Source organism: Streptomyces sp. NPDC002232 (assembly GCF_042890295.1).
Classification (GTDB): Bacteria; Actinomycetota; Actinomycetes; order Streptomycetales; family Streptomycetaceae; genus Streptomyces.
In genome coordinates this window covers 1,059,987-1,072,302 of record NZ_JBIARV010000002.1, presented here as the reverse complement: position 1 = coordinate 1,072,302, position 12,316 = coordinate 1,059,987, and the positions used below count along the sequence as shown (strand labels likewise).

Annotated in this window: 10 protein-coding genes; 5 read left to right on the top strand and 5 right to left on the bottom strand. The window is 74.2% G+C overall.

The features are described 5' to 3' along the window. Positions 1-66: 66 nt before the first annotated feature. The gene (locus ACFYXU_RS11575; RefSeq protein WP_389457439.1) at positions 67-954 is read left to right on the top strand and encodes a PhzF family phenazine biosynthesis protein; all 888 of its coding nucleotides are present in this window, start codon (positions 67-69) and stop codon (positions 952-954) included. A 41-nt stretch (positions 955-995) separates the two neighbouring features. Here ACFYXU_RS11575 and ACFYXU_RS11570 read toward each other — a convergent pair whose 3' ends face one another. The 4 genes from ACFYXU_RS11570 to ACFYXU_RS11555 form a co-directional block, all read right to left on the bottom strand. Next, positions 996-1,934 (bottom strand): cation diffusion facilitator family transporter, encoded by a 939-nt coding sequence (locus ACFYXU_RS11570; protein ID WP_329850941.1) that lies wholly within the window; start codon positions 1,932-1,934, stop codon positions 996-998. 23 nt (positions 1,935-1,957) lie between these two features. Then, positions 1,958-2,827, bottom strand: coding sequence for an acyl-CoA thioesterase (locus ACFYXU_RS11565; RefSeq protein WP_376508065.1), 870 nt, complete (start codon positions 2,825-2,827; stop codon positions 1,958-1,960). Continuing rightward, a complete protein-coding gene (locus tag ACFYXU_RS11560; protein ID WP_329850938.1) occupies positions 2,828-3,985 on the bottom strand; it encodes an acyl-CoA dehydrogenase family protein in 1,158 nt (385 codons plus the stop codon). Between the two features lie 71 nt (positions 3,986-4,056). Further along, positions 4,057-5,307 (bottom strand): helix-turn-helix domain-containing protein, encoded by a 1,251-nt coding sequence (locus ACFYXU_RS11555; RefSeq protein ID WP_389457435.1) that lies wholly within the window; start codon positions 5,305-5,307, stop codon positions 4,057-4,059. Positions 5,308-5,468: 161 nt separating this feature from the next. On the opposite strand from ACFYXU_RS11555, the gene ACFYXU_RS11550 reads away from it, so the two are divergent. Next, the gene (locus tag ACFYXU_RS11550) at positions 5,469-6,074 is read left to right on the top strand and encodes a hypothetical protein (protein ID WP_389457433.1); all 606 of its coding nucleotides are present in this window, start codon (positions 5,469-5,471) and stop codon (positions 6,072-6,074) included. A 15-nt stretch (positions 6,075-6,089) separates the two neighbouring features. On the opposite strand, the gene ACFYXU_RS11545 is transcribed toward ACFYXU_RS11550, so the two are convergent. Continuing rightward, the gene (locus tag ACFYXU_RS11545) at positions 6,090-7,535 is read right to left on the bottom strand and encodes a PucR family transcriptional regulator ligand-binding domain-containing protein (RefSeq protein WP_376508068.1); all 1,446 of its coding nucleotides are present in this window, start codon (positions 7,533-7,535) and stop codon (positions 6,090-6,092) included. Between the two features lie 174 nt (positions 7,536-7,709). Here ACFYXU_RS11545 and ACFYXU_RS11540 point away from each other — a divergent pair, with 174 nt between their 5' ends. From ACFYXU_RS11540 to ACFYXU_RS11530, 3 genes are all read left to right on the top strand, one after another. Further along, positions 7,710-9,206, top strand: coding sequence for a sodium:solute symporter (locus ACFYXU_RS11540; protein ID WP_376508069.1), 1,497 nt, complete (start codon positions 7,710-7,712; stop codon positions 9,204-9,206). A gap of 62 nt (positions 9,207-9,268) precedes the next feature. Then, a complete protein-coding gene (gene speB, locus ACFYXU_RS11535; RefSeq protein WP_329849903.1) occupies positions 9,269-10,246 on the top strand; it encodes an agmatinase in 978 nt (325 codons plus the stop codon). An 81-nt stretch (positions 10,247-10,327) separates the two neighbouring features. After that, on the top strand, positions 10,328-12,010 hold the full coding sequence (locus ACFYXU_RS11530; RefSeq protein ID WP_389407140.1) for a thiamine pyrophosphate-binding protein: 1,683 nt from the start codon (positions 10,328-10,330) through the stop codon (positions 12,008-12,010). Positions 12,011-12,316: the final 306 nt, after the last annotated feature.

Here is a 12,316-nt window from a genome sequence, read left to right as displayed (position 1 = left end):
CGGGCGGCTTCCCCGGGACGGCCCCGTCCCGGGGAACACCGCGGTGATCTTGGTCGTTGCCCCGGCATGAACTCGCACCGGGCCACCCCCGACGTCCTGCGCTACACCGCCTTCTCCGACGATCCCGAGGGAGGCAATCCCGCCGGCGTCGTGCTCGACGCCACCGGCCTCGGCGACGAGGAGATGCTGGCGATCGCCGCAGGACTCGGCTACAGCGAGAGCGCGTTCCTGACTGCCCCGCCCGGGGAGACCGGCTCCGGCGCGTGGGACACCGGGCGCGCCTTCACCATCCGCTACTTCAGCCCCAAGGTCGAGGTGCCCTTCTGCGGGCACGCCACCGTCGCGACGGCCGTGGCCCTCGGTGAGCGCCTGGGCCCCGGCGAGCTGGTGTTCACCACGGCGGCCGGGACCGTGCCGGTCACCGTGACGCGCGAGGGCGGGGCGCTGCGGGCCACGCTCACGAGCGTCGAGCCGCACGTCGAGGAGATCGCGGCGGACGACCTGGCGGAGGCGCTCGCCGCGCTCGACTGGCCGGCCGGCGACCTGGATCCCGCTCTGCCTCCCCGCATCGCCTTCGCGGGCGCCCGCCACCTGGTCCTCGCCGCCGCGAGCCGGGAGCGGCTCGCGGACCTGGAGTACGACTTCGCCCGCCTGGAAGCCCTCATGCACCGGCTCGACCTGGTGACCCTGGAGCTGGTCTGGCGCGCCTCGGCGGAGGTCTTCCACGTCCGCGCCCCGTTCCCGGTGGGCGGTGTGGTCGAGGACCCGGCGACCGGGGCGGCGGCCGCCGCCTTCGGCGCGTACGCCCGTGAGCTCGGCCTCGTGCCCGAGGCCTCGGTCCTCACCCTCCACCAGGGCGAGGACATGGGGCGTCCCGGTGTCCTCACGGTGGAACTCCGGGCGGGCGACCGGCGGATCCGGGTCGGCGGCGCGGGGGCCCGCATCCCGGCCTGATCCGGGCGCCGGGCCCGGGACCCGACCGGGGCGGCGGGGCGTCAGGGCCCCGTCCGCCGCTGCCCCACCCCCGGTGTCGGGTCCAGGTAGACGCGCCGGATCGACGGGTAGCGCTCGCGGAGCTGGGACTCCGCGTCCTCGCACGCCCACTCCACCTGCTCCGCCGAGGACACGTCCCGGAAGTCGACCTTCGCCGCGACCATGACCTCCCCGGGGCCCTGGATCAGGGTGATCAGGTCGAGGACGCCGACGACGTGCGGGACCGAGAGGAGTTCCTCGCGGATGCCGTCCCGCATGCGGCGCGGGGCCGGGCGGCCGATGAGGAGCTCGGCGTTGGACCGGCCCAGGACCCAGGCCACGTAGACGAGCAGCAGGCCGATCAGCAGGGAGGCGACGCCGTCCCAGACGGTGGAGCCGGTGATCTGGACGCCGAGCAGGCCGCCCGCCGCGAGCATCAGGCCGGCGAGGGCGGCCGAGTCCTCCATGACGACGGCCTTGACCGTGGTGTCGGCGGTGAGCCGCAGGTAGTGGGCGAAGGGGGCCTTCATCCGCTCGGCCTCGGCCTTGACCTGCCGGATCCCGGTGCGCAGCGAGAAGCCTTCCAGGACGAAGGCGACGCCGAGGACGACGTACGAGATCGTCGGGTCGCCGAGCTCCTCGCCGTGGGTGAGGGTGTGGATGCCGTCGTAGACGGAGAAGACCGCGCCGCCGACGAAGGTGGCGACCGCGGCCAGCAGCGCCCAGACGTAGCGCTCGCCCGCGTAGCCGACGGGGTGGTCCTCGTCGGCGGGCTTCTCGCTCCGCTTGAGCGCGGTGAGCAGCATGACCTCGGTGACGGTGTCGGCGACCGAGTGGGCGGCCTCGGAGAGCATCGCGCTGGAGCCGCTGACGATGCCCGCGACGGCCTTGGCGACGGCGATCCCGAGGTTCGCCGCCGCCGCCACGATCACTGTGAAGGTGCTCTCACCGTTTTCCGTCATGAATCGGACGGTATGTTCGGCCGTCAGCGCGGCACGCGAACGACACCCTCCTGGATGACGGAGATCGCGAGCCGCCCGTCCTGCGTGAAGATCCGCGCCTGGCCGAGGCCGCGCCCGCCGGACGCGGTCGGGGACTCCTGGTCGTACAGCAGCCATTCGTCGGCCCGGAAGGGCCGGTGGAACCACATCGCGTGGTCCAGGGACGCCCCGACCACGTCGCCGACCGCCCAGCCGCCCCGCCCGTGGGCGAGGAGGACCGAGTCGAGCAGCGTCATGTCGGAGACGTACGTGGCGAGGACGACGTGCAGCAGCGGGTCGTCCGCCAGCTTGCCGTTGGTGCGGAACCAGACCTGGGAGCGGGGCTCCCGGGGCTGTCCGACCGAGCCCCAGGGCGGGACGTCGGCGTAGCGCAGGTCGACCGCGGCGCGTGCCTCGATCAGCCGGTCCGCGACGTCGCGGGGGAGATGGCGGGGCAGCATCTCGGCGGGCGTCGGCAGCGACTCGGGGTCCGGCGCGGCCGGCATGCCGACCTGGTGGTCGAGCCCCTCCTCGTACGTCTGGAAGGAGGCGGAGAGGTGGAAGATCGGCTGCCCGTGCTGGACGGCGACGACCCGGCGGGTGGTGAAGGAGCGGCCGTCGCGGATGCGGTCGACCGTGTACACGATCGGCGCGCCCGGGTCGCCGGCCCGCAGGAAGTACGCGTGCAGGGAGTGCGCGAGCCGGTCCTCCGGGACGGTCCGCCCCGCCGCCACCAGCGCCTGGGCGGCCACCTGGCCGCCGAAGACGCGGGGGACGAGCGCGGAGCGGGACTGCCCGCGGAAGATGTCCTGCTCGATCCGCTCCAGGTCGAGCAGGTCGAGCAGGTCGTCCAGGGCCGTGGGGGCGTCGGGCACCTACAGGCCCATCGACTTGGCGATGATCGTCTTCATGATCTCGCTGGTGCCGCCGTAGATCCGGTTGACGCGGTTGTCGGCGTACAGGCGGGCGATCGGGTACTCGTTCATGTAGCCGTAGCCGCCGTGCAGCTGGAGGCAGCGGTCGATGACGCGGTGCGCGACCTCGGTGCAGAACAGCTTGGCGCTCGCGGCCTCGGCCGGGGAGAGCTCGCCCGCGTCCAGGGCCTCCAGGGCGCGGTCGGCGACGGCCTCGGCGGCGTCCACCTCGGCCTGGCAGGCGGCCAGCTCGAACTTGGTGTTCTGGAAGGAGGCGACCGGCTTGCCGAAGACCGTGCGGTCCGTGACGTACTGCTGGGCGAAGCGGACGGCGGCCTTGGCCTGGGCGTAGGCGCCGAAGGCGATGCCCCAGCGCTCGGAGGCCAGGTTGTGGCCGAGGTAGGAGAAGCCCTTGCCCTCCTCGCCGAGCAGGTCGTCGACGGGCACCTTGACGTCGACGAAGGCCAGCTCGGCCGTGTCGGAGGTGCGCAGGCCGAGCTTGTCCAGCTTGCGGCCGATGGAGTAGCCCTCGGACTTGGTGTCGACGGCGAAGAGGGAGATGCCGAAGCGGCGGTCCTCGGCCGACGGGGCGGAGGTGCGGGCGCAGACGATCACGCGGTCGGCGTGGACGCCGCCGGTGATGAAGGTCTTGGCGCCGTTGAGGACGTAGTGGGTGCCGTCCTCGGAGAGCTTGGCGGTGGTCTTCATGCCCGCGACGTCGGAGCCGGTGCCCGGCTCGGTCATGGCGAGCGCCCACATCTCCTCGCCGGTGACGAACTTCGGCAGGTAGCGCTTCTTCTGCTCGTCGGTGGAGAGCATCTTGATGTACGGCAGGGCGAGCAGCACGTGGACGCCGGAGCCGCCGAACTGGACGCCGGCGCGGGAGGTCTCCTCGTACAGGACGGCCTCGAACTTGTGGGTGTCCAGGCCCGCGCCGCCGAACTCCTCGGGGACGTTGATGCCGAAGATGCCCAGCTCGCCGAGCTTGTCGTAGAACTCGCGCGGCGCCTGGCCGGCGGCGAACCACTCGTCGTAGACGGGGACGACCTCGGCCTCGACGAAGGCGCGGATGGTCTCCCGGAACGCCTCGTGGTCCTCGTTGAATACGGTACGGCGCACGAGCCGCCTCCTTGTCGCTGCCGGTTGTCTAAGCGCTTGCTCAGGGTGTTCCGTTCGAAGTTACCCAGCGGTCACCCGCCCTGTCCAGACTCCGAGCCTGTGATCCAGCGCCCCTTCGCGGTGTCGTACGCACGGACCGGGGCGCTCCCCTTCGCCCGTCCGCTGGTCCGGAAAGCCTCCCCGCCCGGGCCACCGATCCGCACCACGCCGCTCCGGCCCTGGGCGCTCCACTCCAGCTCCAGGAACCAGCGGCAGTCGCAGCCGGCCGCGCGGGCCGAGACCAGCAGCTCCTCGGGCTCGGCCGCGGTGACGGCGTACGGGAACGACACGGCCGGGATCGTCCGCCCCTCCTGGCCCGAGGCGTCGTACCCGGAGCGCGACCGTGCGAGCGGGCGCGGCGCGTCGAGGTCCACGGTGAAGCGGCGCGGCGTGACGGCACCGCCGCACCCCTCGTCCATCCGGTAGGCCTCCCAGGGCAGCGGCCGCGCCCGGCCCACCACGCGCACGTGCAGCCCGTGCAGGACGACGGCGGACGGCCCCTTCCCCTGCACCGTGACCCGTACGAGCGTCTGCCCGCCGTCCACCGCGCCGAGCGCCCCGGCCCAGCGGGCGGCGTCGGCGGGCAGCGGGGGAGCGGTGACCCGCGCCGGGGGCCGGTCGGCGAGATAGGTGTGCCCGCAGCCGTTCTCCCAGAGGGAGGCGACGGTGTACGTGAACGGGGGCGCCGCCGGCGGCTCCGCGGGCTGCCGCGGCTCCGGTCCGCGCCCGGGCAGCAGCACGGCCCCGAGGGCGAGCGCCACGACACCGGCCACGGCCCCGAGGACGAGCCACACCTTCCGGGGGCGCCGGGGCGGGGCGGGGACGGGTGCTTCGGCGGCGGGGGCGGTGCCGGAGGCAGGCCCCGGCGCGGCCACGGGGGCGGGTGCCGGACCCGGGGCGGCTCCGGGGTCGGGCGCGGCCACGGGGGCGGGTGCCGGATCGCCGGCGGGCTCCGGTCCCGGCGGGTTCGCGGTGGCGCGCCCCGGCCCCGCCCCGGTCCCCCCGGCCGTGACCGGTCCGGCCGCCGGGGCCGCCGGGGGCCTGCGGACGTGGTCCGCGCGCCGCCAGAGCTCCTCCAGCTCCCGCACCTCGTCCGCGTCCGCCCCGCACAGCCGGGCCAGCCGCCCGACGACGGCGAAGGACTCCGGGACCGCCGCTCCGGAGCCGTACCGGTGCAGCGTGGAGGCGCTGACGCCGAGGCGCCGGCCCAGCGCCTCGTAACTCCGCCCGTCCCGTTCCTTCAGCCCGCGCACCCGCGCCGCGAACACCTCGACCTCGGCCATCGACCCCTCCCCGCTCATTCCACCCCTCTTGCGTCCTCCCACGTCAGAGGGGGTGGAATGGTTCCGGGACGGGGGGAGGGCGCGGGGCCGTTGTCCGGGGGAGGGCGGGGCCCGACGCTGGTGGAGCAACGACCGAACCACCCGACGGGGGATCCACCACCATGACCAGGTTCCGTACCGCACTCGCCGCCACCGCCGCTGCCGCCCTGGGCCTCGCCGCCCTCGCCGCCGCCCCGGCGCAGGCCGCCGCCCAGCCCGCCTTCCTCGCCGCCTCCCAGATGCCGGCGTCGTCGACGCCGTGGACCGCCACCCAGGTCTTCACCGGCGTCCCGGAGAACGGCGGCGCCCTCTGCGCCCCGTACAAGATCCCGGCGCAGAACTCCCGCTACCGCGAGTTCAGCACCGAGCTCGACACCAACGGCGTCCAGATCACCACCGTGGCCCGCACCGAGGCCGACGCGGTGAAGCTGGTCGACACCCTCCGCACGTCCCTCGCCGGCTGCGGCCCCCTCCTGGAGCGGCAGAACCCGGGCCTGAAGGCCGTCAGCGCCGCCCACGGCAAGGTCGCCGTCGAGGAGGGCGCCTGGGTCTACAGCCTGGACACCGCCGACCCGCAGATCGGCAGCACCGACATCCACCTCTTCGCGGTGGGCCGGGACGGCAAGACCGTCACCTTCGTCCGCTGGGGCCAGATGGGCGACCTGAAGGACGCCCCGCTGACCGCCTTCAAGACGACGACGAAGACCGCCGTCAACAAGCTCTGGTGACCGTGCGCGCCCGGGTCACCGGGCGCGCAGCGCGAACCACAGCTCCATCCGGACGTCCGGGTCGTCCAGGTCCCGGTCGAGCAGGGCCGCGCAGCGGGTGATCCGCTGCCGGACCGTGTTCCGGTGGATGTCCAGGGCCACCGCCGTCCGGTCCCAGCTGCCGTGCAGCGACAGCCAGACCCGCAAGGTCTCGGCGAGCGGCTCGGTGAGCGGGCCCAGCAGGCCCCGGGCGTGGGCGGCGGCCTCGTCGCGGTCCACCAGCGCGGCGAGGCCGCCGGCCCGGTGCCGGACCAGGGCGGCCCGCCCGGCTTCCGCCCGGCGCAGCGCCCGCGCCGCCTGGGCGTCCCCGGCCGGGAGCTCGGCGGGCGGCACGGGCGCGCTCGCCCCGAGGGTCCACCCCTCCTGCGCCGTCACGGGGGCGGCGGAGGAGGGGAGCAGGAGCCGTACGGTTCCTCCGTCCTGGGCCAGGAGCGGGGTCCCCAGCGCCGCCGCCAGGCTCGTGGCGGCGAACGGGGTGCCGTCGCCGCCCCGCGCGTGCACCACCGTCCAGGGGCCCGGGCCGAGCGTGTCCGCGACCTCCTCCGGGGCCGCGCCGAGCAGCAGCCGGACCAGGGCGCCGTCCCGCACCGTCACGTCGGCGCCCCGGTGCGGGGCCGTGAGCAGCGAGAGCAGGACCACCGCCACGCCCGCGATGGTGTGGTCGCCGGGGCCGCGCCGCTCCGCCGCCACCCCGAGCGTCAGTCCGTCCCCGCCGCCGAGCGCGTATGCGGCGAGCCGCAGCCCCCCGCCGTCCCCGCTCGCCGAGGCCGGCCCGCCCGGGCGCGGCCCGAGCACCCCGGCGAGGTCCCGCAGGGCCCGTGCCGCCTCCGCCGGGACCTCCCGGCCCGCCGCCGCGGACTCGGCGCCGTCCGCCCCGAAGAGCACCGCCCGTCCGCCGACCCGCGAGGCGAGGGCGCCCAGCACCGCCGGGACCGGGGCCGGCCGGGCCGCGGCCGCCGCCAGCGACTGCTGGGCCTCCGTCACCCGGCGCAGCTCGTGCAGCCGGGCCTCCGCCATGAGCCGCCACAGCGCCCGGGCCACCGCCGTGAAGGGGGTCCGGGGCGGGACCTCCACGAGCGGCAGGCCGTGCCGCGCGCAGGCCGCGACGAGTTCCGGGGGCACCGTGTCGTACACCGGCGTCACCCCGAAGGCGAGCGCCGCCGCCCCCGCCTCCACGACCCGCTCGACGTAGTGCGCCGGATCGGTCAGCTGGACGCCCGCCGTCATCAGCAGCTCGCCGCCGAGCAGATACGGATAGGGGTCGGCCATCTCCGAGGTGTGCACCCAGTGCAGGGGCACGTCCTCGGGGCCGGCGAGCAGCCGGAGGCCCAGGTCGGGGCGGGCGAGCAGCGCGGCGAGCGGCACCGGCGGAGCCGGGGGCGTGGCTCCGGCCTCCGCGGGGGGCGTCGGGGTCATCGGCATGGGCCCTTCGTACATCCCCCGCCCGGACAGTGGAGGAAACGTACACTTCAACGTCGCTTTCCGGCCACCTACTGTCGTGACATCCCAGGGCCGCGGGTACGGGCGGATGTCCCCGCGATCAGCACCTGGGCACTCCCCCGCACGACACGCCACCGAGGTGAGAAGGAGGGCCCCATGGCCGTCGACTACACAGTGATCGTCCTGTATCTGGCCGGCATGCTCGCGATGGGCTGGTGGGGCATGCGCCGCGCCAAGTCCAAGAGCGAGTTCCTGGTGGCCGGCCGCCGCCTCGGGCCCTGGATGTACTCCGGGACGATGGCCGCCATCGTCCTCGGTGGCGCATCCACCATCGGCGGCGTCGGCCTCGGCTACAAGTACGGACTCTCCGGCGCCTGGATGGTCTTCGCCATCGGCCTCGGCCTGCTCGCCCTCTCGGTGTTCTTCTCCGCCCGCATCGCCCGGCTGAAGGTCTACACCGTCTCCGAGATGCTCGACCTGCGCTACGGCGGCAGGGCCGGCGTCATCTCGGGCGTCGTGATGTGGGCGTACACGCTGATGCTCGCCGTCACCTCGACCATCGCGTACGCCACGATCTTCGACGTCCTCTTCGACCTGCCCCGGACCCTCGCGATCGTCCTCGGCGGCACCATCGTCGTCGCCTACTCGACGCTCGGCGGCATGTGGTCCATCACCATCACCGACATGGTGCAGTTCGTGGTGAAGACCATCGGCGTGCTGCTCCTGCTGCTGCCGATCGCCGTGGTCAAGGCCGGCGGCTTCGAGGGGATGCGCGACGCGCTGCCCACCTCGTACTTCGAGCCGCTCGGCATCGGCGGCGAGACGATCTTCACCTACGTGCTGATCTACACCTTCGGCATGCTCATCGGCCAGGACATCTGGCAGCGGGTCTTCACCGCTCGCACCGACAAGGTCGCCAAGTGGGGCGGCACCGTCGCCGGCACCTACTGTCTGGCCTACGCGCTCGCCGGAGCCGTCATCGGCACCGCCGCCAAGGTCATGTACCCGACGCTGCCCAGCGCCGACGACGCCTTCGCGACCATCGTCAAGGACGAGCTGCCCATGGGCGTCCGGGGCCTCGTCCTCGCCGCCGCGCTCGCCGCCGTCATGTCCACCTCCTCCGGCGCCCTCATCGCCTGCGCCACCGTCGCCAACAACGACATCTGGTCCCGCCTGCGCGGCTCCGTCGCGCGGAGGGACGAGGACGACCACGACGAGGTGAAGGGCAACCGCCTCTTCATCCTCATCATGGGCGTCGCCGTCATCCTCATCGCCATCGCCCTCAACGACGTCGTCCAGGCGCTCACCGTCGCCTACAACCTGCTGGTCGGCGGGCTCCTCGTGCCCATCCTCGGCGGCCTGCTCTGGCGCCGGGGCACCGTCCAGGGCGCGCTCGCCGCGGTCGCCGTCGGCGGCGTGACCGTGATTGGCCTGATGTGGACTTACGGAATCCTGGCAAATGAGCCTGTTTACTATGGTTTGTTGGCCTCGCTTGCCGCCTATGTGATCGTTTCCCTGGCGACCCGCCCGACCGACGCCGCCGTCCTCGCGAACTGGCGCGCCCGGCTCGCGGGCCAGGACACCGACCAGGCCCCGGCCGAAGGCACCGCCACCGAGGGCACCGGGGCCACCCCGGCGACCCTGACCGGCTGACCCCCCGCACCACCGGACCAGACCCGTCCGGACGACACCCCGACCACCAGGAGGACCCGACCATGAGCAGCAGCGACCAGAACGCCTTCCGCGGCCCGATCGACTCGTCCCGCATCCCGCGGTACGCCGGTCCCGCGACGTTCGCCCGGCTGCCGCGCCTCGACGAGGTCGGCACCGCCGACGTCGCGGTGGTCGGCGTCCCCTTCGACACCGGCGTCTCCTACCGTCCCGGCGCCCGCTTCGGCGGCAACGCCATCCGCGAGGCCTCCCGCCTGCTCCGCCCGTACAACCCCGCGCAGGACGCCTCCCCGTTCGCCCTCGCGCAGGTCGCGGACGCCGGTGACATCGCCGCCAACCCCTTCAACATCAACGAGGCCGTCGAGACCATCGAGGCCGCCGCCGACGACCTCCTCGGCACCGGCGCCCGCATGATGACCCTCGGCGGCGACCACACCATCGCCCTGCCGCTGCTGCGCTCCGTCGCCAAGAAGCACGGCCCCGTCGCCCTGCTCCACTTCGACGCGCACCTCGACACGTGGGACACCTACTTCGGCGCCGAGTACACCCACGGCACGCCGTTCCGCCGCGCCGTCGAGGAAGGCATCCTCGACACCTCCGCCCTCTCCCACGTCGGCACCCGCGGCCCGCTCTACGGCAAGCAGGACCTCACCGACGACGAGAAGCTCGGCTTCGGCATCGTCACCTCCGCCGACGTCTACCGCCGCGGCGCCGACGAGGTCGCCGACCAGCTGCGCCAGCGCATCGGCGACCGCCCGCTGTACATCTCCATCGACATCGACTGCCTCGACCCGGCCCACGCCCCCGGCACCGGCACCCCCGAGGCCGGCGGCATGACCTCCCGCGAGCTCCTGGAGATCCTCCGCGGGCTCTCCTCCTGCAACCTGGTCTCCGCCGACGTCGTCGAGGTCGCCCCGGCCTACGACCACGCCGAGATCACCGCGGTCGCCGCCTCGCACACCGCGTACGAGCTGACGACGATCATGTCCCGCCAGATCGCAGCGGCGCGCGACGCGAAGTAGCACCCTGTCGGGTGGCGGGCCACCGGGCCCGCCACCCGGCCACCGGGCCGCACCCGACCGACCAGCCAGCCAAGGGATCTCATGACCCACGACCACGACCTCGTGCTCCGGCCCACCGCGGCCCAGACGGATGCGGCCCTCAACCCGCCCCCGGGGCGCAACGGCGGCGACCTCGTCGTCGAGACCCTCACCGGCCTCGGCGCCACCACCGTCTTCGGCCTCCCCGGCCAGCACGCCCTCGGCATGTTCGACGCCCTGCGCCGCTCGACGCTGACGTACGTCGGCCTCCGGGTCGAGAACAACGCGGGCTTCGCCGCCGACGCGTACGGCCGGATCACCGGCGAGGCCGCCCCGCTGCTGCTCTCCACCGGCCCCGGCGCCCTCATGTCGCTCGCCGCGCTCCAGGAGGCGGCCGCCGCCTCCGCCCCCGTCCTCGCGATCGGCAGCCAGATCCCCGCCGCCGGGCTCGGCGGCGGACGCCACGGCTACCTCCACGAGCTCCGCGACCAGCAGGCCTCCTTCCGCGACGTCGTGAAGTCCGTCCACACGGTCCGTACGCAGTCCCAGATCCCCTCCGCGATCGCCGCGGCCTGGGAGTCTGCGCTCACCGCCCCGCACGGACCGGTCTGGGTGGAGATCCCGCAGGACGTGCTCCTCGCCGAGACCACCCTGCCCGTGGTCACCGCCATGGACGCCACGCCCGAGGAGGTCGTCCCGCGCCCGGAGCTCACGGCGGTCGCCGCGCACCTCCTCACGCACGCCGAGCGGCCCGCGATCATCGCCGGCGGCGGGGTCGTCCGCTCCGACGCCTCCGGCAAGCTCCTGGCGCTCGCCGAGCGCCTGGACATCCCCGTCGTCACCACCTTCGGCGGCAAGGGCGCCTTCCCCTGGGAGCACCCGCTGTCGCTCCAGTCCTGGCTGGAGGACCGGCACACCACCGACTTCCTGGAGGACGCCGACGTCCTCCTGGTCGTCGGCTCGGGCCTCGGCGAGCTGTCCTCGAACTACCACACGTTCGCCCCGCGCGGCCGGGTGATCCAGATCGAGGCCGACGCGGGCAAGCTGGAGTCCAACCACCCGGCGCTCGGCATCCACGCGGACGCCCGGCTCGCGCTCCAGGCGCTCCTGGAGACGGCCGGGGAGCGGACGGACCCGACGGCGCCGGAGCGGGTCTCCGCCGTCCTCACCCGGGTCCGCGAGCGGATCGCCGCCCAGGACCTCGGCCTTGAGCAGCGGATCGTCGCCGCGGTCCGGGAGGCGCTCCCGGACCGGGCGCCGAGCTTCTGGGACATGACGATCCTGGCGTACTGGGCGTGGTCGGCCTTCGACGCCCGGCACCCGAACACGATGCACTCCGCGCAGGGCGCCGGCGGCCTGGGCTACGGCTTCCCCGCCGCCCTCGGCGCGGCCGCCGCCGACCCGTCGCAGCCGGTCCTCGCGGTCTCCGGCGACGGCGGCGCGATGTACTCGATCGCGGAGCTGGCGACGGCGAAGCAGTACGGCCTCGACGTGACGTGGCTGATCGTCGACGACGGGGGCTACGGGATCCTGCGGGAGTACATGACGGGCGCGTTCGGCGAGGCCACGGGCACCGAGCTCACCCGCCCCGACTTCGTCGCCCTCGCCGAGTCCTTCGGCGTCCCGGCCGCCCTGACCACCCCGGAGACCCTGGCGACGGACCTGGCGAAGGCCCTCGCCACCCCGGGCCCGTCGGTCGTGGTCCTCCCGGCCCTCCTGAGGATGTTCGAGCCGACCCACCTGTGACGGGCGGGGAGGGGCGGGCCCGGTCGCTCGACCAGCCGCTCCCTCGGCCTTCCGGTCCCGGCTCCGGAGACTCGTCCTTGTCGCGACGGGCCTTCCGGCCCCGGGACCCGGAAACTCGTCCTCGTCGCGGCGGGCCTTCCGGCCCCGGGACCGGAAACTCGTCTTCGTCGCGGCGGGCCTTCCGGCCCCGGGACCGGAAACTCGTCCTCGTCGCGGCGGGCCTCCGGTCCTAGGACCGAAGGCCCGTCTTTGTTGCGGCGGGATGAAATCGCACGTCGGCCGTGTTGGGCCTTCCGGTAGAGCAGG